This is a genomic window from Pseudomonas sp. NPDC007930 (assembly GCF_042958985.1).
Taxonomy (GTDB): Bacteria; Pseudomonadota; Gammaproteobacteria; order Pseudomonadales; family Pseudomonadaceae; genus Aquipseudomonas.
On record NZ_JBIBKC010000001.1, the window covers coordinates 138,338 to 160,931 of the forward strand.

Here is a 22,594-nt window from a genome sequence, read left to right on the forward strand (position 1 = left end):
TGATTGTCGCAGGCCATTACTGTATAAATTCACAGTATTGGCGCGCAGGCGCCGAAGCTCCTCAACCTTGCACCCCCGATCAAGAGGCCGAACATGGCTGTTGAAATCCTTTACCGCAGTACACGTGATCTGGAGACTACCTTCGTGGACCGCAAACTCGCCGATGCCCATGACCAGATGCTCGAGCTGGCCGAGCAGCTCACCGACGTGCTGCTCAAGCACGTGCCGGGGTTGTCCGAGCAGCATGCCGAAGAGGCGAGCATCTTCATGGCCAAGCACCGCGCCGTGTTTGCCACTGCCTTCAAGAACAACGCCGCCGCCCTGGCGGAGTTGAACGCGCCCGCCGAGGCCGCGGAATAACGGCCTATCGGCGCATGGCTTAAGGGCCCTTCGCCCAGCGAAGGGCCCTTAAGTGCCACAAGCAGCCCCGCCCCCCTTCCTTCAAACCCAGCGCCCCCAAGCGCCGCTTTCGCCTGCCCGATAAAAAAGCTTGCAGCCGCTGTATCATGGTATACCATCATACCAAATACAGCCGATGCAGCCTTGGGAGGCACCCATGAGTTTCGAAATCCGCAAAATCGTCACCTACACCGAGCAAACCCTGATCGAAGGCGGCAAGGCCAGCGCCAAGCCGGTGACCATGGTCGGCCTGGCCGCGGTGATCAAAAACCCATGGGTGGGCAACGGCTTTGTCGAAGACCTCAAGCCCGAAATCAAAGCCCATTGCTCCGCCCTGGGCGCGCTGATGGTCGAGCAGCTCACCCGCGCCATCGGCGGCGCGGGCAAGATCGAGGCGTATGGCAAGGCCGCGGTGGTCGGCGCCGACGGTGAAATCGAACACGCCTCGGCGGTGATCCACACCCTGCGCTTCGGCAACCACTACCGCGAAGCGGTCAAGGCCAAGAGCTACCTGAGCTTCACCAACAAGCGCGGCGGCCCCGGCACCTCGATCCAGGTGCCGATGATGCACAAGGACGACGAAGGCCTGCGCTCGCACTACATCACCCTGGAAATGCGCATCGAAGACGCCCCCCGCGCCGACGAAATCGTCGTGGTGCTGGGCGCCGCCGACGGCGGCCGGCTGCACCCGCGCATTGGCAACCGCTACATCGACCTCGAAGAACTGGCCGCTGAAAAAGCCCAATAACGCCTATAACACTGCCGACGCAGGAGCATTCCATGATTCAGCCCGCCGCTGAACGTACCCCGGCCGGGACCAGCTACACGGCCACCGGCACTGGCCACCCTGTTGTGTTGATTCACGGCGTGGGCCTGAACAAGGAAATGTGGGGCGGGCAAATCGTTGGCCTGGCCCCGCAGTACCGGGCCATCGCCTACGACATGCTCGGCCACGGCGCCAGCCCGCTGCCCGCGGCCGACGCCGGCCTGCCCGGTTATGCCGAACAACTGCTCGAGCTGCTCGACCACCTGGGCGTGGAACAGGCCACGGTGGTCGGCTTCTCGATGGGCGGCCTGGTGGCGCGGGCCTTTGCCCTGCACTCCCCGGCCCGGCTCAGTGGCCTGGTGGTGCTCAACAGCGTGTTCAATCGCAGCCCGGAACAACGCGCCGGGGTGATCGCGCGCACCGCGCAAGCGGCCGAGCACGGCCCGGACGCCAACGCCGAAGAGGCGCTGGCGCGCTGGTTCAGCCACGAGTACCGCGCCGCCAACCCGGCGCAGGTGGCGGCGCTGCGCCAGGGCCTGGCCAGCAATGACCCACAGGGCTACCTGACCACCTACACCCTGTTCGCCACCCAAGACATGTACCGCGCCGCCGACCTCGGCGCGATCGCGGTGCCCACCCTGGTGGCCACCGGCGAGCTCGACCAGGGCTCGACGCCGGAGATGGCCCGCCAACTAGCACAACGCATCCCCGGCGCGCGGGTGGTGATTCTGCCGGAACAGCGCCATATGATGCCGGTGGAGTCGCCCAAGCTGGTCAACCAGATGCTGCTGGAGTTTCTCGCTACCCGCGGCACGTTCAACCCTTCGATCAAGGGGATCGTTGCATGAGCCTCACTCGTTTCCAGATGTGCATCGACGGCCAATGGGTCGACGCGCTCTCCGGCAACACCTTCGACAGCCTCGACCCCGCGCTGGCGCAGCCCTGGGCGACCTTGCCCGACGCTGGCGAGGCCGACGTGGAGCGTGCCGTACAGGCCGCGCAGCGGGCCTTCAACGCCCCGGCCTGGCGCCAGCTCAGCGCTACCGCGCGGGGCAAGCTGCTGCGCCGGCTGGGCGACCTGATCGCCGACAACAAAGAGCGCCTGGCCCAGCTGGAAAGCCGCGACAACGGCAAGCTGATCCGCGAAACCCGTGGCCAGGTGGGCTATTTGCCAGAGTTCTTCCATTACACCGCGGGCCTGGCCGACAAGCTTGAAGGCGGCACGCTGCCGCTGGATAAACCCGACCTGTTCGCCTACACGGTGCACGAGCCACTCGGCGTGGTAGCCGGGATCATCCCTTGGAACAGCCCGCTGTACCTCACCGCGATCAAACTGGCGCCGGCGTTGGCGGCCGGTAACACCATCGTGCTCAAGCCCTCCGAGCATGCCTCGGCGACCATCCTCGAGCTGGCCCGGCTAGCCCTCGAGGCGGGCATCCCGCCCGGGGTGGTCAACGTGGTCACCGGCTACGGGGCCAGCACCGGCGCGGCGCTCACCCGCCACCCACTGGTGCGCAAGGTGGCCTTCACCGGCGGCGCCGCCACTGCCCGCCATGTGGTGCGCGGCAGCGCCGAGAACTTCGCCAAGCTGTCGCTGGAGCTGGGCGGTAAAAGCCCGAACATCATCTTTGCCGACGCCGACCTCGACAGCGCCATCAATGGCGCGGTGGCGGGCATCTACGCCGCCTCGGGGCAAAGCTGCGTGGCCGGTTCGCGCCTGTTGGTGCAGGACGAAATCTTCGACGAATTCGTCGAACGGCTGATCGCCCGCGCCCAGCGCATCCGCATTGGCAACCCGCAAGATGAAGCCAGCGAAATGGGCCCGATGGCCACCGCCCAGCAGTTGGCGGTGGTCGAAGGCCTGGTCGCCGATGCCCTGGCCGAAGGCGCGCGGCTGCGCACCGGCGGCCAGCGCGCCGAGGTGGCCGGCGACGGCTGGTACTACCAGCCCACGCTGTTCGAGTGCGACCGCCACTCGATGAAGATCATGCAGGAAGAAGTGTTCGGCCCGGTGGCCTCGGTGATCCGCTTCAAGGACGAAGCCCAGGCCCTGGAAATGGCCAATGACTCGCAGTTCGGCCTGGCCGCCGGCATCTGGACCCGCGACCTCGGCCGCGCCCACCGTATGGCGCGGGACATCCGCTCGGGGATCATCTGGGTGAACACCTACCGCGCAGTGTCGGCCATGGCGCCGATCGGCGGCTTCAATAACAGCGGTTACGGCCGTGAAAGCGGCATCGACTCGGTGCTGGCCTACACCGAGCTGAAAACCGTGTGGATCAACCTGTCGCAAGCGCCCATGCCCGACCCGTTCGTGATGCGCTGAGGAGTACCCCAATGATCGAAGCTAGCATCTACAAAGACGTGATGGGCTCATTCCCCTCCGGGGTTACGGTGGTCACCACCTTCGACGCCGACGGCACGGTGGTGGGCATCACCGCCAGTGCCTTCAGCGCGCTGTCGATCGACCCGGCGCTGGTGTTGTTCTGCCCCAATTACCAGTCCGACACCTACCCGGTGCTGCGCGACAGCAAGCGCTTTGCCATTCACCTGCTGGCCGCCGGGCAAACCGCCGAAGCCTACGCCTTCGCCGGCAAGGGCAAAGACAAGGCCAAGGGCCTGGCCTGGACCACCAGCGAACTGGGCAACCCGCTGCTGCCTGGCGCCACGGCGATCATCGAGTGCGAGCTGTGGCGTGAGTACGACGGCGGCGACCACGCGATCATCGTCGGTGCGGTGCAGCACCTGCACCTGCCCGCGCAGCCGGAAATTCCCATGGTGTACCACCGTGGCAAGCTCGGCGCCCTGCCGTCGCTGGCCTGAGGCCGCGGTGTGAACAGGGCCGGCGAGCATGTAAACTGCGGTGCTATCACGGCACAGGGCGCACGGCGCGCCCCGGCTTTGGCCGGCCCACCTTTTTCAGAGCGGACTCCATGAAACGCCAGCCCCTCGACGACAGCTTCAAGGTCAACCGCAACCCGATCACCCTGCGCGAGATCGTGCTCGACAAACTGCGCAGCGCGATCATGAATTTCCAATTGCTGCCTGGGGACCGCCTGGTCGAGCGCGACCTCTGCGACCGCCTCGGCGTCAGCCGCACCTCGGTGCGCGAGGCATTGCGCCACCTGGAGTCCGAAGGCCTGGTGGAGTTCGCCGACGCCAAGGGCCCGCGGGTGGCGATCATCACCCTGCAGGATGCCTGCGACATCTACGAGCTGCGCTGCGTGCTCGAAGGGCTGATCGTGCAGTTGTTCACCCTGCGCGCCAAGGCCAAGGACATCCGCGCCCTGGAAAAAGCCCTCGACGAAAACCGCCGGGCACTGGCCGAAGGCGAGCTGCAGCAGGTGCTGGACTCCGTGCAGGGCTTTTACGAGGTGCTGCTCGAGGGCAGCGGCAACCATGTGGCCGCCACCCAACTGCGCCAGCTGCAGGCACGCATCAGCTACCTGCGGGCCACGTCCGTGTCGCAAGAGAACCGCCGCGGCGCCAGCAACCAGGAAATGGAACGCATCGTCGAGGCGATCAAGACCGGCGACCCGCTCAAGGCCCACCAGGCCTCGGTCGACCACGTGCGCGCCGCCGCCAAGGTGGCCCTGGAATACCTGAAAACCCGCCCCGAGGGCGGTGGCGCGGTGCGGGACATCGTCGAGCCGGTGGCCCTCAAGGCCCCGGCCATCGAGGCGTAACATGCCGCTGCCGCGCTTCTGCCCGCAGTGCGGCAGCGCCAGCCTGGCCCCGTGCGTGCCGCCGGGCGACAGCCATTCGCGGCTGGTCTGCGGCGCCTGCCAGTACGTTCACTACGTGAACCCGAAAATCATCACCGGCTGCATCATCGAGCGCGAAGGCCAGTACCTGCTGTGCCAGCGCGCCATCCCGCCGCGCCCAGGCACCTGGACACTCCCCGCCGGCTTCATGGAAAGCGGCGAGACCACCGAACAGGCCGCGCTGCGCGAGGTGTGGGAAGAAACCGGCGTACGCGCTGAAATCCTCTCGCCCTACTCGATCTTCAGCGTGCCGCGGATCAGCGAGGTGTATGTGATCTTCCGCGCCATCGCCCTGGAGATCACCGGCCAATTCGGCCCGGAAACCAGCGCCTGCCGCTTCTTCGCCCCCGAGCACATCCCTTGGGAGAGCATCTACTACCCGGCGATCCGGCAGATCCTCGAACGCTATATCGCTGAGCGGCAGGCGGGGGTGTATGGGTTGTACGTGGGCAACGACGATACCGGCAAGGTGCACTTCATTCGTTGAGGGCACGGCCCCGTGCAAGCGCTTCAGGGCCTATCGCCCGGCACAGCCGGCCTCCCACCAGATCTGTGTGGCCCTTGATTTACGGGACAATACACATCTGGTGGGAGGCCGGCTATGCCGGGCGATAGGCCAAACAACCCACCCTACCCCTCAACCCCCTCCACAATCAGAATCTGCGCCTGCGCCGCGCCCTGCCGATACCCCAGCGCTTCCTGATACTCCGCCGAGCGATAACAGGCCACCGCCTGGTCGTACGAGTCGAACTCGATCACCACCACCCGCTGCGCCGCCTGCGGCCCCTCCAGTGAGGCGGTGCGCCCGCCGCGGGCAAGGATGCGCCCGCCATAGAGCTTGAACGCCGCGGGGCCGCGCTTCGTATATTCGGTGTACTGGGTAGGGTCGGTCACATCGACCTGTGCAATCCAATAAGCCTTCATGGTCATCTCGCTTGGGTTTCAGGTGAACGTACGGTGAATGAACATTGCCATTTATTTGTATTATGGTATACCAGAATTCTCACCACTGCCCAACGGACCCCCACCATGCCGTTTGATCGCATCGAAGACATCATCGCCGACTACCGCCAGGGCAAAATGGTGCTGCTGGTGGACGACGAAGACCGCGAAAACGAAGGCGACCTGCTGCTCGCGGCAGCCTGCTGCACACCGGCGGCGATCAGCTTCATGGCCAACGAAGCGCGGGGGTTGATCTGCCTGACCCTCACCGACGAGCACTGCCAGCGGCTGGGCCTGGAACAGATGGTGCCCAGTAACGGTAGCGTGTTTTCCACCGCCTTCACCGTGTCTATCGAAGCCGCCAGTGGCGTGACCACAGGGATTTCCGCCCACGACCGCGCGCGCACGGTGCAGGCCGCGGTGGCCGCCGGCGCCAACGCCGACAGCGTGGTGCAGCCGGGGCACATCTTCCCGCTGCGTGCCCGCGAGGGCGGCGTGCTCACCCGCGCCGGGCACACCGAGGCCGGCTGCGACCTGGCGCGGCTGGCCGGGTTCACCCCGGCGTCGGTGATCGTCGAGGTGATGAACGACGACGGCACCATGGCCCGCCGCCCCGACCTCGAGCGCTTCGCCGCGCGCCACGGGATACGCATCGGCACCATCGCCGACCTGATCCACCACCGCCTGAGCACCGAGCACACCGTGCTGCGCATCGGCGAGCGCGAGCTGCCCACGGTGCACGGCACCTTCCGCCTGATCAGCTATGAAGACGTGATCGAAGGCGGCGTGCACCTGGCCATGGTGATGGGCCAGGTGCAACGCGACGTACCGACGCTGGTGCGGGTGCACCTGGTCGACCCCCTGCGCGACCTGGTCGGCGCTGAGTACCACGGCCCAGCGAACTGGACGCTGTGGGCGGCGCTGGAAAAAATCGCCGAGCACGGCAGCGGCGTGGTGGTGGTGCTGGCCAACCATGAATCGTCCCAGGCGCTGCTCGAACGGGTGGCGCAGTTGGCCAAGCCACGGCCCTACACCCGCTCGCAGTCGCGGATCTATTCCGAAGTGGGCACTGGCGCGCAAATTCTCCAGGACATCGGCGTGGGCAAGTTACGCCACCTCGGCGCCCCGCTGAAATACGCCGGCTTGACCGGTTACGACCTGGAAGTGGTCGAAACCGTGCCCTTCCCTGGCTGAACCCATTCACCGGCCAAGGCGCCTTTTACCCAACAACGGCGGTTTGAAAACGCCCGCCAAAGGCACGAGGAAGTGCGGCAAAACCCTTGCAGAAACTTTGGAATACCATAATATGATATTCCATAGATCGAGCCACACATCAGGGGCCCCCGCCAGGGATAGCGCCAACAACAGCGCCTGATTCGATCCACGTTTTACCGGCCCAATGGGCCCACTGCTCCCGATAGGCGGGCAACAACAGCCCGCTCAGAACACAACAAATGAGGGCGTGAAGATGGTGTTGAACAAACGTATGGCCCAGGTGTTGCTCACGGGCGCACTGGCATTTTCCGGCACGGCGGCGCTGGCGGCTGAAAGCGTCAACTTCGTCAGTTGGGGCGGCACCACCCAGGATGCGCAAAAAGACGCCTGGGCCACGCCATTCAGCAAGGCCAGCGGCATCACCGTGGTGCAAGACGGCCCCACCGACTACGGCAAGCTCAAGGCCATGGTCGAGAGCGGCAACGTGCAGTGGGACGTGGTCGACGTAGAAGCGGACTTCGCCCTGCGCGCCGCCAGCGAGGGGCTGCTGGAGCCGATCGATTTCAACACGGTCAAGCGTGAGCGCATCGACCCACGCTTCGTCGACGACCACGGCGTGGGCTCGTTCTACTTCTCCTTCGTGCTCGGCTACAACAACGCCAAGCTGGGCAAGCACGCCCCGCAGGATTGGGCCGCGCTGTTCGACACCCAGGCCTACCCTGGCAAACGCGCGCTGTACAAATGGCCCAGCCCCGGCGTGCTCGAGCTGGCCCTGCTGGCGGACGGCGTGCCGGCCGACAAGCTCTACCCGCTGGACCTCGACCGCGCCTTCAAAAAACTCGACACCATCAAGAAAGACATCGTCTGGTGGGGTGGCGGCGCGCAGTCACAGCAACTGCTGGCCTCCGGTGAAGCCACCCTTGGGCAGTTCTGGAACGGCCGCATCTACGCCCTGCAACAAGATGGCGCACCGGTCGCGGTGAGCTGGAAGCAGAATCTGGTCATGGCAGACTTCCTGGTGGTGCCCAAGGGCAGCAAGAACAAAGACGCCGCCATGAAGTTCATCGCCAATGCCTCCGGGGCCAAGGGCCAGGCGGACTTCTCCAACCTGACCGCCTACGCCCCGGTCAACCTCGACAGCGTGCAACGCCTGGACAGCACCTTGGCCAGCAATTTGCCTACGGCCTACGGTAAGGATCAGATCACCCTCGACTTCGCATACTGGGCCAAGAACGGCCCGGCCATTGCGACACGGTGGAACGAATGGTTGGTCAAGTGAAACCCGCTTCCCTCGCCACCCCCGCCGCCGGTGCCCCAGGCACCGCCGGCGCGGCCCCGGCACGCGCCGCCCAGCCTGCCGCCGCCTGGCGCCAACGCTGGCGCGGCAGCCGTAACCTGGTGCCGGCGGCGCTGTTTCTCGGGGTGTTCTTTTTCGCCCCGCTGATCGGCCTGCTGCTGCGCGGGCTGCTCGAACCCACGCCAGGGCTGGGTAACTACGCCGCGCTGTTCGCCAACTCGGCCTACAGCCGGGTGTTGTTCAACACCTTCTCGGTGGCCGGGCTGGTCACACTGTTCGCCGTGCTGCTGGGCTTCCCGCTGGCCTGGGTGATCACCCTCGTGCCGCGCGGCTGGGGGCGGGCGATGTTCAACATCGTGCTGCTGTCGATGTGGACCAGCCTGCTGGCGCGCACCTACTCCTGGCTGGTGCTGCTGCAGGCCTCGGGGGTGATCAACAAGCTGCTGATGGCCCTGGGCATCATCGACCAGCCGCTGGAGATGGTGAACAACCTCACCGGCGTGGTGATCGGCATGACCTACATCATGATCCCGTTCATCGTGCTGCCGCTGCAGGCGACCATGCAGGCCATCGACCCGATGGTGCTGCAGGCCGGCTCCATCTGCGGCGCCAGCCCCTGGGCGAATTTCTTCAAGGTGTTCCTGCCGCTGTGCCGGCCGGGGTTGTTTTCCGGCGGGCTGATGGTGTTCGTGATGTCGCTGGGGTACTACGTGACCCCCACCCTGCTCGGCGGCGCGCAGAACATGATGCTGCCCGAATTCATCGTCCAGCAGGTGCAGTCGTTCCTCAACTGGGGCCTGGCCAGCGCCGCGGCCGCGTTGCTGGTGGCGATCACCCTGGTGCTGTTCTACCTGTACCTGAAGCTGCAGCCGGAATCCCCGGTCAGCTCCGTTCACGGGAGGTAACCGCGATGCTTCTGACCCCCAATGCCATGAGCACGCGGATGCGCCTGGGCCTGTACGCCGTGACCGGGTTGATCGCGCTGTTCCTGCTGCTGCCGATCGTGTTCATCGTGCTGTTGTCGTTCGGCTCTTCGCAGTGGCTGGTGTTCCCGCCGCCGGGCTGGACACTGAAGTGGTACCAGCAGTTTTTTGCCAACCCCGAGTGGATGAGCTCGGCGCTGGCCAGTATCAAGGTGGCGCTGCTGACCACGCTGATCGCCGTAACCCTCGGCCTGCCCACTGCGTTTGCCCTGGTGCGCGGGCGCTTCCCTGGGCGGGACCTGCTCTACGGGCTGTTCACCCTGCCGATGATCGTGCCGCTGGTGATCATCGCGGTGGCGGTGTACGCGCTGTTTCTCAAGCTGGGGCTGACCGGCACGTTGTTCTCCTTCGTGGTCAGCCATGTGATCGTCGCCCTGCCCTTTACCATCATCTCGATCATCAACTCGCTGAAGCTGTTCGACCAGTCGATTGAAGACGCCGCGGTGATTTGCGGCGCCTCGCGCCTGCAGGCGGTGATGAAAGTGACCTTCCCGGCGATCCGCCCGGGCATGCTCGCCGGTGGGCTGTTCGCCTTTTTGGTGTCGTGGGATGAAGTGGTGCTGAGCGTGATGATGGCCAGCCCCACCCTGCAAACCCTGCCGGTGAAGATGTGGACCACCCTGCGCCAGGACCTGACCCCGGTGATCGCCGTCGCCTCGACGCTGCTGATCGCCCTGACCCTGCTGGTGATGTTCGTCGCCGCGGCCCTGCGCCGCCGCGCTGCTTCGAGGACCGTACAATGAGTGCCGTGATCAAAGACCCGGCGCAGCCGGCCAGCACGCTGGTGAGCTTGCGCAACCTGAACAAGCACTACGGCGATTTCGCCGCGGTGGACAACATCTCGCTGGACATCCGCGACGGTGAGTTCCTGACCTTCCTCGGCTCCAGCGGCTCGGGCAAAAGCACCACGCTGTCGATGCTGGCCGGCTTCGAAACGCCCAGTTCCGGGGAAATCCTCGTGGGCGGGCAATCGCTGGTGAACGTGCCGCCGCACAAGCGCGACATCGGCATGGTGTTCCAGCGTTACTCGCTGTTCCCGCACCTGTCGGTGCGCGACAACATCGCCTTCCCACTGGCGATCCGCAAGCTGCCGGCGGCCGAGCGTGATAAACGCGTGGAAGCGATGCTCAAGCTGGTGCAACTCGAACGCTTCGCCAACCGCCGCCCCTCGCAGCTCTCCGGCGGCCAGCAACAGCGGGTGGCGATCGCCCGCGCGCTGGTGTACGAACCGCGCATCCTGCTGATGGACGAACCCCTCGGCGCGCTGGACAAAAAACTGCGCGAAGACCTCCAGGACGAACTGCGCCAATTGCACCGGCGCCTGGGCATCACCATCGTCTATGTGACCCACGACCAGGAAGAAGCCATGCGTTTATCCCAGCGCATCGCCATCTTCAGCCACGGCAAGATCGTCGGCCTGGGCAGCGGCTACGACCTCTACCAGAACCCGCCGAATGCCTTCGTGGCTTCGTTCCTGGGCAACTCCAACTTCCTCGCCGTCAAGGCCCAGGGCAACGCCGCGGCCAGCTTTGAAGGCCAGCCGCTGACCATCCGCCTGACCGCCCACTTGGCCCATAACCAGGAAGTGCTGCTGATGGTGCGCCCGGAAAAAGCCCAGGCGCTGAGCGTGGCCCAGGCCGCCAGCACGCCGCTGGCCGAGGGCTGGAACGAAGTGGCGGCCACGGTCAGCGAGGTGCTGTTTCTCGGCGAAAGCCAAACCTGCGCGGTGGTCACCGCTGGCGGCACGGCGATGACCGTCAAGGCGCTGTCCGCCACCGGCATGCCGCTGCGCGCCGGCGAGCCGGTGCGCGTGCGCTGGGCCACCGCCGATGCCTGCGTGTACACCGAATGGCAGGCCAGCGATTTGAACAAGGCCGCTGCGGCGCATTGAGCCCAGCCCAACACCCCGAACAAGGTACCCCATCATGAAGTTTTCACTGTTCGTGCACATGGAACGCTGGGACGAAACGGTCAGCCACCGCCAGCTGTTCGAAGACCTCACCGAGCTCACCCTGATGGCCGAAGCCGGCGGCTTCAGCACGGTGTGGATCGGCGAACACCACGCCATGGAATACACCATTTCACCCAGCCCGATGCCGCTGCTGGCGTACCTGGCCGCGCGCACCACGCGCATCCACCTGGGCGCCGGCACCATCATCGCGCCGTTCTGGCACCCGCTGCGGGTGGCCGGTGAGTGCGCCCTGCTCGATGTGATCAGCAACGGCCGCATGGAAGTGGGCCTGGCGCGCGGCGCCTACCAGGTGGAATTCGACCGCATGGCCGGCGGCATGCCCGCCAGCGAAGGCGGCCAGGCGCTGCGCGAAATGGTCCCGGTGGTCAAGGCGCTGTGGCAGGGCGACTACGCCCACGATGGCGACATCTGGAAATTCCCCACCTCCACCAGCGTGCCCAAGCCGGTGCGCACGCCGCCGATGTGGATCGCCGCGCGCGACCCGGACTCGCACAACTTCGCGGTCAAGCACGGCTGCAACGTGATGGTCACGCCGCTGATGAAAGGCGATGAGGAAGTGCTCGACCTGAAGAACAAGTTCGAGGCGGCCCTGGCCAACAACCCCGAGGTGCCGCGCCCGCAACTGATGGTGCTGCGCCACACCCACGTGCACGCCGAGGATGACCCGGACGGCTGGAAGGTCGGCGCCGCGGCGATCAACCGTTTCTACCGCACCTTCGACGCCTGGTTCGGCAACAAGCAAACCCCGGCCAACGGCTTCCTGCCGCCCAGCCCGGAAGAAAAATTCGCCGAACGCCCGGAGTTCGCCCTGGAGAGCATCCGCAAGAACACCATGATCGGCACCCCGGCCGAGGTGATCACGCGGCTGCGCCATTATCAGGAACTGGGCGTGGATGAGTTCAGCTTCTGGTGCGACAACAGCCTGCCCCATGAAGAGAAGAAGAAATCGCTGAAGTTGTTTATCGAGCAGGTGGTACCGGGCTTCAGGGGGACCCTGAAGCAGGGGTAAGCGGCAAGCGGTAAGCGGCAAGCAGAAGCCCGCTTGCCGCTTGTAGCTCGCCCCTGTGAGCCCCCCGGGCTCAGTGATTATATGCCCGCTCGTTATGCTCGGCGAGGTCCAGCCCCATCTCCTCCATGGCCTCGTGGGCGCGCAAGCCGGTCACGGCGTTGACCGCCTTGAGGATCACCCAACTGGCAACGAAGCAATAGCCAAAGGTGAACGCCACGCCCTTGAACTGCGCCAGCAGCTGTGAGGCGATGGTCACGCCCTCGACCAGCCCGCCCAGTTGCGGCACGCAGAACACCCCGGTCAGCAGCGCGCCGATGATCCCGCCCACGCCGTGCAGGCCGAACACGTCGAGGGTGTCGTCATAGCCCAGGCGCTGCTTGAGCACGGTCACGCTGAGGTAGCAGAACACCCCACACAACAAGCCGATCGCCAACGCGCCCCCCACGCCCACATAGGCACAGGCCGGGGTAATGCCGACCAACCCGGCCAAGGCGCCACTGGCCAGGCCCAGCGCGCTGGGGCGGCCGGCCTTGAGCCATTCGGTGAGCATCCAGCCGACGATGCCGGCGCAGGCGCCGACCTGGGTGTTGATCATCACCATGCCCGAGGTGCCGCTCAGGCCACCGCCGGAACCAATGTTGAAACCAAACCAGCCCACCCACAGCATGGCCGCGCCGGCCATCGCCAGGCACAGGTTATGGGGCGGCATCGGCGTGTGCGGGTAGCCCTTGCGCTTGCCGAGGATCAACGCCGCCACCAGCGCGGCCACCCCGGCATTGATGTGCACCGCGGTGCCACCGGCGTAGTCGAGCACGCCCCAGTTGTGCATCAGCGCCCCCGCCCCGCCCCAGACCATGTGGGCAATCGGCGCGTACACCAGGGTGAACCACACGGCCATGAACAACAGCGCCGCGGAAAACTTCATGCGCTCGGCGAAGGCGCCGGCGATCAGCGCCGGGGTGATGATGGCAAAGGTCATCTGGAAGGTCACGAACACCCCTTCCGGCACCCCGGCCACCAAGCTGTCGGCGTTCATCCCAGCGAGAAACGCCCGGCTCAGGCCGCCGACGAAACTGTTGAAACTCACCTGCCCCTCGACCATCCCGGTGCTGTCGACCACCAGGCTGTAGCCGTACAGCACCCACAACACACCGATCACCCCGGCGATGCCGAAGCATTGGGTGAACAACGACAGCATGTTCTTGGCCCGCACCAGGCCGCCATAGAACAGCGCCAGCCCTGGTACGCACATGAACAGCACCAACGCCGTGGCGGTGACCATCCAGGCGCTGCTACCGGTATCCAGAGGGGGCGCTTCGGCGGCCTGGGCCAGGCCGGCGAACAGCAACAGGGCGAGGCCGCCCGAGAAGGGTTTGATCATGGTGATGCGCTCCTGCGTTTTTGGGGGAAGGAAAACACCTGTGTTGTCTGGGTGGCGGGGTTGGCTGGCCCTTCGCCCGGCACAGCCGGAGTGCCGGGCGAGGGGCCGGTCAGGTCAACCTCAGTACTGCGAACCCGGAATCCAGTGGGTACCGGCCAACGGCACCCGTGCCATCGCCGCGCTCTCGACGGTCAGCGCCACCAGATCCTCGGGGTCGAGGTTGTGCAGGTGGCTCTTGCCGCAGGCGCGGGCCATGGTCTGCGCCTCGAGCACCAACACGCGCAGGTAGTTGGCCAGGCGGCGGCCGCCTTCGACCGGGTCCAGGCGCTGGGCGAGTTCGGGGTCTTGGGTGGTGATGCCGGCCGGGTCGCGGCCGTTTTGCCAGTCGTCGTAGTAGCCGGCGGCCGAACCGATCTTCTTCAGTTCTTCATCCAGCCGTGGGTGGTTGTCGCCCAGGGCAATCAGCGCGGCGGTGCCGATCGCCACCGCGTCGGCGCCCAGGGCCATGGCCTTGGCCACGTCGGCGCCGTTGCGGATGCCGCCGGACACGATCAACTGCACCTTGCGGTGCATGCCCATCTCTTGCAGCGCCTGCACCGCCTGCGGGATTGCCGGCAGGATCGGGATGCCCACGTGCTCGATGAACACTTCCTGGGTGGCGGCGGTGCCGCCTTGCATGCCGTCGAGCACGATCACGTCGGCACCGGCTTTCACCGCCAGCTTCACGTCGTAGTAAGGGCGGCTGGCGCCGATCTTCACGTAGATGGGTTTTTCCCAGTCGGTGATCTCGCGCAACTCGGCGATCTTGATCGCCAGGTCGTCCGGGCCGGTCCAGTCGGGGTGGCGGCAGGCCGAGCGTTGGTCGACGCCCACCGGCAAGGTGCGCATGCCGGCCACCCGCTCGGTGACCTTCATCCCCAGCAGCATGCCGCCACCGCCAGGCTTGGCGCCCTGGCCGAGCACCACTTCGATGGCATCGGCCTTGCGCAGGTCGTCGGGGTTCATCCCGTAGCGCGACGGCAGGTACTGGTACACCAGGTGCTGAGACTGCCCGCGCTCTTCCGGGGTCATGCCGCCGTCGCCGGTGGTGGTGCTGGTGCCGGCGATGGTCGCGCCGCGGCCAAGGGCTTCCTTGGCGTTGGCCGAGAGCGCGCCGAAGCTCATGCCGGCGATGGTCACCGGGATCTTCAAGTGGATCGGTTTTTTCGCGAAGCGGTTGCCGAGCACCACGTCGGTGCCGCATTTTTCCCGGTAACCTTCCAGCGGGTAGCGGCTCACGCTGGCGCCGAGCAACAGCAGGTCGTCGAAGTGCGGCAGCTTGCGCTTGGTGCCGCCGCCGCGAATGTCGTAGATGCCGGTTTCCGCGGCGCGCTGGATTTCCTGGATGGTCAGGCGATCGAACGTAGCCGACTCACGCAGTACTGGGGGTTGTTTCTCGCTCATGGCAATGCTCCTGGATCAGTACGCGCTGGCGTTGTCGACTTTGAAGTTGTACAGCTGGCGGGCCGAGCCGTAGCGTTTGAAGTCGCTGGCCTTTTCGTTCATGCCGGCCTTGTTCAGCAACGCCTGCAGCGCTTCGAGGTGTTCGGCGCGCATGCTTTTCTCGATGCAGTCCGAGCCCAGCGAGGCGACGCTGCCCTTCACGAAAATCTGCGTTTCATACAGCGAATCACCCAGCGCATCGCCGGCGTCGCCGCACACCACCAGGCGCCCGGCCTGGCCCATGAAGCAGCTCATGTGGCCGATGCTGCCGCCCACCACGATGTCGATGCCCTTCATCGAAATGCCGCAACGCGCGCCGGCGTCGCCTTCGATCACCAGCAGCCCGCCATGGGCGGTGGCGCCGGCGGCCTGGGAGGCGCTGCCTTTGACGCGCACGTAGCCGCTCATCATGTTTTCGGCGCAGCCCACGCCCACGTTGCCATGCACCGTCACGCTGGCCTTCTGGTTCATGCCGGCGCAGTAGTAGCCGGCGTGGCCCTGGATATCGATCGAAATGGCTTCGTTCACGCCCACCGCGAGGTTGTGCGCGCCGTTGGAGTGGGTCACCACCCACTCGCGCTCCTCGAGGGTTTTGCTCTGGTCGTGCAGGGCCTGGTTCAGCTCGCGCACGCTGGCGCTGGAGAGGTCGATGGTTTTCATGTGTGGGGGTCCCTTAAGCCGTTTCACGTTCCCAGATGTACATGGTCGCCGGCACCGGCTCCCAGACCTTGGCCTTGTCGATCCCGGGCAGGCTGGCCAGCGCCTGGTACTCCGAGGCCATGGCCACGTAGTCGTCGGTTTCAGCGAGGATCGCCGGCTTGCAGGCGATCGGGTCGCGGATCACCGCGAAGCCGTTGCGGGTGCCGATGGCGAAGGTGAAGAAGCCGTCGAGGTCTTCGAGGGATTTGTCCAGCGCCTGCTTGAGGGTGTCGCCCTGGCGCAGGCGCCAGGTGAGGTAGCCGGCGGCCACTTCGGTGTCGTTCTCGGTTTCGAAGGTGATGCCCTCGCGGCGCAGGTTCTGGCGCAGCCGCGAGTGGTTCGACAGCGAGCCGTTGTGCACCAGGCAGAGGTCTGCCCCGGTGGAGAACGGGTGGCTGCCTTCCATCGTGACCGCGCTTTCGGTGGCCATGCGGGTGTGGCCGATAATGTGGCTGCCCTTCATGCCGGCCAGGCCGAAGCGCGTGGAAATGTCCCGCGGCAGGCCCATGCCCTTGAGGATCTCGATGCTCTGCCCGGCGCTCATGATGCGCACGCTTGGCGCCAGCTCAGCGAGCACGGCGCGCACCGCGGCCTCTTCGGCGTTGACCTTCAGCACCACAGCGCTGGCGTTCTGGAACCAGTCGAGCTCAGCGCCCAGGCGGGTTTTCAACTGCTCGGCCAGCGCGGCGAAGGCATAGCCTTCGGTGGTGGCTTGTAAGGTCAGCTTGACCCAGCCATCGGCTACTTCATCGCCATAGATGGCAAAGCCGGCGCTGTCCGGGCCGCGGTCGGTCATGGCTTCGAGCATCGGCTCGAAGAGCTTGCCAAGCTGGCCCTCCAGGGCAGGGTTTTTCAGGTACAGCCCTACGATTCCACACATATGCGTCCTCACTTCGTTCGGCAGGCGCGGGCGTCAAGCGGCAGGCTTCACGCGCGCACGGGGTTGGCGTCGGTCACGGCTCGCGGCTAGCCGCTGATGGCTGGCCGCTCAGAAAAATTCGGTATAGCGCTGGATCTCCCAGTCGCTCACGTGGCGGCTGTATTCCACCCACTCCATGCGCTTGAGGCGGATGAACTCGGCAACGATCTGCGGCCCCATCAGTTCGGCGAACAGCGGGTCGGCCTCGAGGGCGTCGCAGGCTTCCTTGAGCGATTGCGGCAGGGTCTTGATGCCGCGGGCGGCGATCTCTTCGAGGGTCAGGGTGTAGAGGTTTTCGTTGCACACCGTCGGCACCTCGAGCTGGCGGTCAATGCCGTCGAGCCCGGCGGCGATGATCGCGGCGGTGACCAGGTACGGGTTGCAGCCGGCATCGGGCAGGCGGAACTCCAGGCGCCCGTAGGGCACGCGGACCATCGCCGAGCGGTTGTTGGCGCCAAAGGCGATGAACGCCGGTGCCCAGGTCGCGCCAGAGAGCGAGTTGCCCACCACCAGGCGCTTGTAGGAGTTCACCGTGGGGGCGGCGAAGGCGCACAGCGCCGGGCCGTGGGCGAGCAGGCCAGCGGCAAAGTGGTAGGCCAGTTTCGACAGGCCCATGCCACTGGGGTCGCTGCCGTCATGGAAGAGGTTTTTGCTGCTGGCGCTGGCCAGCGACAGGTGAAAATGCATGCCGTTGCCGGCACGCTTGGGGTCTGGCTTGGGCATGAACGAGCAGATCATGCCCATGTCGTTGGCGATCTCGCCGGCGGCCATGCGGAAGAAGGTAAAGCGGTCGGCCGACTCCATCGCCTCGGAGTAGGTGTAGTTGATCTCGAACTGGCCGTTGGCGTCTTCGTGGTCGATCTGGTAGATGTCGAAGCCCACCGGCTGCAGGGCTTCGGTCAGGCGTTCGAGGAAGGCGCGCGAGCGCGACAGGCCCTTGTAGTCATAGCAGGGTTTGTCGAGGTTATCGCTGGCGTCCACCAGTTGCAGCTTGCCGCCTTCACCGCGCTGGAACAGGCTGAATTCCGGCTCCAGGCCGGTGTTCAGCGTCCAGCCGCGCTGGGCCAGGCGCTCCACCTGCTGTTGCAGCACGTAGCGGGTGTCATACGGCCAGGGCTTGCCCTCCACGTGGCCGATGCACACCACCCGGCCGTAACCGGGCTGCCAAGGCACCGGGGTCAGCGACGCGAGGTCGCCCTTGGCCATGAAGTCCGGGCCATGGGGCTGCATGCCCATGCCGCTGATGGCGAAACCGGCAAAGCCCGCGCCGTCTTCGGCGACCATTTCCAGGCCGCTGACCGGGACCGATTTGGTCTTGGCCGAACCGTGGATGTCAACGAATTGGGCCAGCACGTACTTGATGCCGTGCTGTTCGATCAGGCGCTGGGTATCAGGTGGCAACATGGGGCTTCACTCCTGGGCAAGGGCTGCTGCGTGCGAGGGCCTAATTATTCCAATTAGGAAATTTAGTTTCCCAAAGGGAATGCAACAGCCTTGCCAACTTGGCATACCAAACAACGCCGGGCAGAACGGGAGGAAAATCCGCTGTTTATATGGGAAACTCGTTTTCCCTCAGGGAATATCACAGCCCCTGATCGCACATTCTTGGTGCGAATATAAAATTAATGAACGGAAACCGTGCAGTGCCATGAACAGCCCCATTGAGCAACCGCCCAAGTTGAAGCTCGAGCAGTACCTGGGCATCCAGATCAAGCGCCAGCGCCAGGCGCAAGAGCTCAAGCTGGCCGACGTGGCGCGCATCGCCGGGATCAGCCAGGGCATGCTCAGCAAGATCGAAAACGCCCAGGTGTCGACCAGCCTCGACATCCTCAGCCGCCTCTGCGATGTGCTCGGCATGCCGATGTCGAAGCTGTTCAGCCAGTACGACCAGCAAGGCGGCAGCGCCCTGCTGGTGAAGAAGCACGAAGGCCTGGAGGTGGTGCGCCGCGGCACCGAGAAGGGCCACACCTACCACTTGCTCAACCACACCCGTGGGCCGAAAAAAAGCTTCGAGGCCTACATGGTGAGCATGGACGACGCCAGCGAAGAGTTTCCGACCTTCTCCCACCCAGGCACGGAGTTCCTGCACCTGCTCGAGGGTGAACTGGTGTACCGCCACGGCAACCAGCTGTACCACATGGAGGCCGGCGACAGCCTGACCTTCGACGGCGACGTGCCCCACGGGCCGGAGCAACTGGTGCAGGTGCCGATTCGCTTGTTGTCGATCATGAACTACGGCACCGGCGAGGCCTGAGCCGGCGAAGTTCAAGGCAGCCGACCAACGGCCGTGCACGCCGGGCCCTGGCGGGCCTATACCTGCACAACGCGCCGGTGGTGGGTGTTGGCAGTGGGCGCTTTCTCTGCTTGAGAGGCCCACTATGGATAACAACGATACAGCGCTGGCCGGGCTGCCCGAAGCCGCGGTGATCATCGCCCGGCGCAAAAACGCTGGCATTCCCATCACCACCCCCGCCGCCGGCCTGGCGCTGTCAGGTGGCGGCATGCGCAGCGCGACCTTCAACCTGGGGTTATTGCGCGGCCTGGCCAAGGCCGGGCAGTTGCACCGGTTTGACTACCTCTCCACGGTGTCGGGCGGCGGCTACATTGGCGCGGCGTTCGGGCGGTTGTTCAACCCGGCTGAAAAGGCGCGAGAGGTTGAGGCTGGAGTGGCCTCCGAGGGCAGCCTGTGGCTATGGTGGCTGCGCAACAATGGCCGTTACCTGGCCCCGGCCGGGGCGCGGGATGGGCTGATCGCCTTCAGCTCGATGCTGCGCGGGTTCGTCGCCACACAGTTGGAGGTGGCGGTGCTGATGCTGTTCGTCGCCTGGCTGGTGTTGCTGCCACACCTGCTGATCACCTTCTGGCGGCCCAGCCCGCTGGCCGATGCCACGGTGTTCCGGCTGGCCTCGGGTTGGTTTCTGGTTGCCGTGTTGCCGCTGTTCGCCTGCGCGGTGCTCAGTTGGGCGTACTGGTTCAGCCGCAGCAACAAGCGCTGGAGCGCGGCGCTGAAGGAAACCGCCGCCATGGCCTGCGCGGGGGCCGCCGCCGCCGGGATGTTCTACCTGGCATGGGGCGCCTACCAGGCCCAACTGGGCTGGCTGGCCTATGCGGCGATCGGCGCCTGGCTGGCCGCGGTGCCATGCGGTTGGCTGTTGCGCTTGCCGATCCAGCAGCGGATCACCGCCGACCAGCGCCTGCGCCTGACCGTCAACCTCGGCTGGGCCGTGGCCGCCTGCGTGGCCTGCGGGCTGTTCGGCCTGCTCGACGCCGCCAGTTGGTACGCGGTGGTCGACATGAACGCTTGGCTCAACGGCGTTTCGCCACTGTGGGCGTCGACCGGGCTGTTCGGCTCCACCGGCCTGCTGGCGGTGGCAGCGCGTGCCTTGATGCCGAAGCTGCTCGACCTGTTCAACCAGCCCAAGGGGCCCCACGTGGCGGTGGATAAACTCGCCAACCTGGTGGGCATCGGTGTGCTGCTGTTGCTGCTGTGCTTCTGGGTGCTCGCCCTGCAGATTTTCGTGTTTCTATGCCCGGCCGTGGCCGGCACCGACGACAGCAGCGCGCCACTGCTGCACGCCGGGCTGGTGCTCGGGGTACTGGTGGCCTACGTGCTGCTCAGCGGGGCGAACCTGGAGCAGGTCAACCTGGCGTCGATGCACCACTTTTATCGCTCGCGCCTGGCCCGGGCTTATGTGGCTACCGGCAACAGTGGCCCGGCCGTGGCCAAGCCGCGCTTTCCGGTGTCCCCCCTGGCTGCGGCCGACCGTGAGGTGATTGGCGGCCTGCATTCGATCCGCAACTTCCTCGACAACGACGACCTGCCGCTGCCCGCCTACGCCCCGCACCGCTATGGCGGCCCGGTACATTTGATCAACAGTTGCATCAACCAGACCGTCGACGACCGCACCGGCAGCTACAACGCCGACCGCAAGGGCGTAGCGCTGACGGTCAGCGCCCTCGGGGTGGAAACCGGCACCCAACTGCCACTGCCTTGCCCCGCCCTGGCCAGCACCACCGTGGCGCAGTGGACGGAGATCTCCGGCGCGGCGGTCAGCTCCGGGATGGGCTCGCTCACCTCGCCGGGGCTGGCGGCGTTGTTGTTTCTCAGCGGCCTACGCCTGGGCTACTGGATCGACAACCTGCTGCCCAGCGCCAAACACCCCGCGCCGTGGATGCGTTGGACGGCCAAGTACCGCGCCACTAAAAACGAACTGCTGGCCAGCTTCCCAGGGCTGAACGCCAACTACTGGTACCTCTCCGATGGCGGCCATTTCGACAACACCGGCATCTATGCCCTGCTCAAGCGCCGCTTGCCGCTGATCGTGGCGGCAGACTGCGGCGCCGACCCGGACTACACCTTCCAGGACCTCGAGAACCTCATCCGCAAAGCCAAGATCGACTACAACGCCGACATCGAATTTCTTCAGCCCGCCAGCTTGAGCAACCACCTGGGCAGTGATGCCCAGTACTTCGGCACCCCCGCGACCATCACCGCCACCCCCGGGCAGGCCTGCTTGCTGCTGGCCAAGGTGACCTACGCCGACCGCACGATCGGCAGCCTGCTGGTGGTCAAGCCACGGATGATCGACGACCGCGAAACCAGCCAGCCCTTCGACCTGGTGGCGTATGCCGACCGCAACCCGGTGTTCCCCCAGCACAGCACCGCCGACCAGTTCTTCGACGAAGCGCAGTGGGAGAGTTACCAGCGCCTGGGGGTGTTGCTGGGCAGTTTGCTCGATGGCCGGCGGCTGGCAAAGCTGCAGGCGGCCACCCGCCACGGCGATGCCGACACCCGCGCCAGCGCGGTGAGCCCAGCGGCGGCGGTGGAAGCACCGGCGGAAGGCTCCCCAGCGATGGCGCGGCGCCGGCGCGTGGCGGCCCTGCAAACCTCGGTCGGCTTCGGCGTATCCGCGGGCCTTGCCTTCGCACTGTTCCAGGCGTTCGAACCGGGGCAAAGCAAAACGCAGGCCGAAGCGTCTGGCTATGAAGCCGCGTTCGAGCAACTCGATACGGCCGTGGCCAACCCACCGTGGTCAGTGCCGCGGCTGTGGCACCTGTTCGGCCGGCTTGAGGCCACCAGCGGCGGCTTGCCCGACAAAACCCGCTACGGCAAAGACCTCAACTACCTACAAGCACGCTTGGCTGAACGCTGCGGCGCCAGCGCCGAGCGCAGCGATGCCTGCGACCTGCCCAGCCTGCTCTACCAACCGGCGCGCAGCAGCCTTTACCGCCAGTACTGGTTCGGCCTGGAGATTCCCCACTCACTGCTGCGCCGCGCCGCGCCGGCCAGCGATGGCCAAGCGCTGAAGGTCAGCGAGATGGCCAGGCTGCAACCCTGCCGCAGCGGTACCGCGCTTTACACTGAAATCTACAGCGAGCACGAACGGCCGGCGGCGGTGGCCTTCGTCGAGGGCTTGACCAGTACGCCACTGCGCCCGCAGGGCATCGAGAACGTGAGCCAAGCGCCCCGCGCCCAACCCGTACCGTGGGCCACAGTGATGGTGGTGTACCAACGCAACGAGGACGCCGCCTGCGCCGGCGCGCTGGCCGCGGATTATCAAAGCCGCTACCTGCGCCCGGCCCGGGCCCTGCCAAGGCCGAGCCTGGCGGGCACCGCGCCGCCCATCATCGAGGTATGGATCCCTCCCGCCCAAGCCCAAATTGCCAGCACCCTCCACCCCTGACCCCCACACCCGGCAGCGGCTGCCCCCTTGCCGGGTTTTTTATTCCCACAAAGAAACTATTTTTCACAAAATACCTAGACAC

General features: G+C 65.8%; 21 protein-coding genes. 15 read left to right on the forward strand and 6 right to left on the reverse strand.

The genetic code is table 11. The features are described from left to right. The first annotated feature begins 93 nt into the window (after nt 1-93). From ACFZCE_RS00625 to ACFZCE_RS00655, 7 genes are all read left to right on the forward strand, one after another. Nucleotides 94-360: a YebG family protein gene (locus ACFZCE_RS00625; RefSeq protein WP_390935109.1), complete on the forward strand. Its 267-nt coding sequence runs from the start codon at nt 94-96 to the stop codon at nt 358-360. Between the two features lie 196 nt (nt 361-556). After that, on the forward strand, nt 557-1,147 hold the full coding sequence (locus ACFZCE_RS00630; RefSeq protein ID WP_390935111.1) for an amino acid synthesis family protein: 591 nt from the start codon (nt 557-559) through the stop codon (nt 1,145-1,147). 32 nt (nt 1,148-1,179) lie between these two features. Beyond that, the gene (locus tag ACFZCE_RS00635) at nt 1,180-2,013 is read left to right on the forward strand and encodes an alpha/beta fold hydrolase (protein ID WP_390935113.1); all 834 of its coding nucleotides are present in this window, start codon (nt 1,180-1,182) and stop codon (nt 2,011-2,013) included. Further along, a complete protein-coding gene (locus ACFZCE_RS00640) occupies nt 2,010-3,491 on the forward strand; it encodes an aldehyde dehydrogenase family protein (RefSeq protein WP_390935115.1) in 1,482 nt (493 codons plus the stop codon). The genes ACFZCE_RS00635 and ACFZCE_RS00640 overlap by 4 nt, the downstream gene beginning before the upstream one ends. Nucleotides 3,492-3,502: 11 nt before the next feature. Then, nucleotides 3,503-3,988, forward strand: a complete 486-nt coding sequence (locus tag ACFZCE_RS00645) for a flavin reductase (RefSeq protein WP_390935117.1) — start codon at nt 3,503-3,505, stop codon at nt 3,986-3,988. A 110-nt stretch (nt 3,989-4,098) separates the two neighbouring features. Then, nucleotides 4,099-4,851, forward strand: coding sequence for an FCD domain-containing protein (locus tag ACFZCE_RS00650; RefSeq protein WP_390935119.1), 753 nt, complete (start codon nt 4,099-4,101; stop codon nt 4,849-4,851). 1 nt (nt 4,852) lies between these two features. Then, a complete protein-coding gene (locus tag ACFZCE_RS00655) occupies nt 4,853-5,416 on the forward strand; it encodes an NUDIX domain-containing protein (RefSeq protein WP_390935121.1) in 564 nt (187 codons plus the stop codon). Nucleotides 5,417-5,559: 143 nt separating this feature from the next. Here the strand turns inward: ACFZCE_RS00655 and ACFZCE_RS00660 are convergent, their stop codons facing one another. Continuing rightward, nucleotides 5,560-5,853 carry a DUF1330 domain-containing protein gene (locus ACFZCE_RS00660; protein ID WP_390935123.1) on the reverse strand — a complete coding sequence of 98 codons (294 nt, stop codon included), beginning with the start codon at nt 5,851-5,853 and terminating at the stop codon, nt 5,560-5,562. A 105-nt stretch (nt 5,854-5,958) separates the two neighbouring features. On the opposite strand from ACFZCE_RS00660, the gene ribBA reads away from it, so the two are divergent. From ribBA to ACFZCE_RS00690, 6 genes are all read left to right on the forward strand, one after another. Beyond that, nucleotides 5,959-7,065, forward strand: coding sequence for a bifunctional 3,4-dihydroxy-2-butanone-4-phosphate synthase/GTP cyclohydrolase II (gene ribBA, locus ACFZCE_RS00665; RefSeq protein ID WP_390935124.1), 1,107 nt, complete (start codon nt 5,959-5,961; stop codon nt 7,063-7,065). Between the two features lie 274 nt (nt 7,066-7,339). Then, the gene (locus tag ACFZCE_RS00670; protein WP_390935126.1) at nt 7,340-8,365 is read left to right on the forward strand and encodes an extracellular solute-binding protein; all 1,026 of its coding nucleotides are present in this window, start codon (nt 7,340-7,342) and stop codon (nt 8,363-8,365) included. Continuing rightward, nucleotides 8,350-9,288, forward strand: a complete 939-nt coding sequence (locus ACFZCE_RS00675; protein ID WP_390935128.1) for an ABC transporter permease subunit — start codon at nt 8,350-8,352, stop codon at nt 9,286-9,288. Before ACFZCE_RS00670 ends, ACFZCE_RS00675 begins: the two co-directional genes overlap by 16 nt. A 5-nt stretch (nt 9,289-9,293) precedes the next feature. Continuing rightward, the gene (locus ACFZCE_RS00680; protein ID WP_390935130.1) at nt 9,294-10,109 is read left to right on the forward strand and encodes an ABC transporter permease subunit; all 816 of its coding nucleotides are present in this window, start codon (nt 9,294-9,296) and stop codon (nt 10,107-10,109) included. Continuing rightward, nucleotides 10,106-11,257, forward strand: coding sequence for an ATP-binding cassette domain-containing protein (locus tag ACFZCE_RS00685; protein ID WP_390935132.1), 1,152 nt, complete (start codon nt 10,106-10,108; stop codon nt 11,255-11,257). Before ACFZCE_RS00680 ends, ACFZCE_RS00685 begins: the two co-directional genes overlap by 4 nt. Nucleotides 11,258-11,291: 34 nt before the next feature. Next, entirely contained in the window at nt 11,292-12,347 is a 1,056-nt protein-coding gene (locus ACFZCE_RS00690) for an LLM class flavin-dependent oxidoreductase (protein WP_390935134.1), read from the forward strand. A 70-nt stretch (nt 12,348-12,417) separates the two neighbouring features. Here the strand turns inward: ACFZCE_RS00690 and ACFZCE_RS00695 are convergent, their stop codons facing one another. The 5 genes from ACFZCE_RS00695 to glnT form a co-directional block, all read right to left on the reverse strand. Beyond that, nucleotides 12,418-13,728, reverse strand: a complete 1,311-nt coding sequence (locus ACFZCE_RS00695) for an ammonium transporter (protein WP_390935136.1) — start codon at nt 13,726-13,728, stop codon at nt 12,418-12,420. Nucleotides 13,729-13,848: 120 nt separating this feature from the next. Further along, nucleotides 13,849-15,171: a glutamate synthase-related protein gene (locus ACFZCE_RS00700; protein WP_390935138.1), complete on the reverse strand. Its 1,323-nt coding sequence runs from the start codon at nt 15,169-15,171 to the stop codon at nt 13,849-13,851. Between the two features lie 15 nt (nt 15,172-15,186). Beyond that, nucleotides 15,187-15,870: a protein glxC gene (locus ACFZCE_RS00705; protein WP_390935139.1), complete on the reverse strand. Its 684-nt coding sequence runs from the start codon at nt 15,868-15,870 to the stop codon at nt 15,187-15,189. 13 nt (nt 15,871-15,883) lie between these two features. Then, entirely contained in the window at nt 15,884-16,789 is a 906-nt protein-coding gene (locus tag ACFZCE_RS00710) for a glutamine amidotransferase family protein (protein WP_390935141.1), read from the reverse strand. Nucleotides 16,790-16,897: 108 nt separating this feature from the next. Continuing rightward, the gene (gene glnT, locus ACFZCE_RS00715) at nt 16,898-18,232 is read right to left on the reverse strand and encodes a type III glutamate--ammonia ligase (RefSeq protein ID WP_390935143.1); all 1,335 of its coding nucleotides are present in this window, start codon (nt 18,230-18,232) and stop codon (nt 16,898-16,900) included. A gap of 244 nt (nt 18,233-18,476) precedes the next feature. On the opposite strand from glnT, the gene ACFZCE_RS00720 reads away from it, so the two are divergent. Both ACFZCE_RS00720 and ACFZCE_RS00725 read left to right on the forward strand, forming a co-directional pair. Next, a complete protein-coding gene (locus ACFZCE_RS00720; protein WP_390935144.1) occupies nt 18,477-19,082 on the forward strand; it encodes a cupin domain-containing protein in 606 nt (201 codons plus the stop codon). A gap of 124 nt (nt 19,083-19,206) precedes the next feature. Then, complete coding sequence (locus tag ACFZCE_RS00725) at nt 19,207-22,512, forward strand: patatin-like phospholipase family protein (RefSeq protein ID WP_390935146.1); 3,306 nt, start codon at nt 19,207-19,209, stop codon at nt 22,510-22,512. Nucleotides 22,513-22,594: the final 82 nt, after the last annotated feature.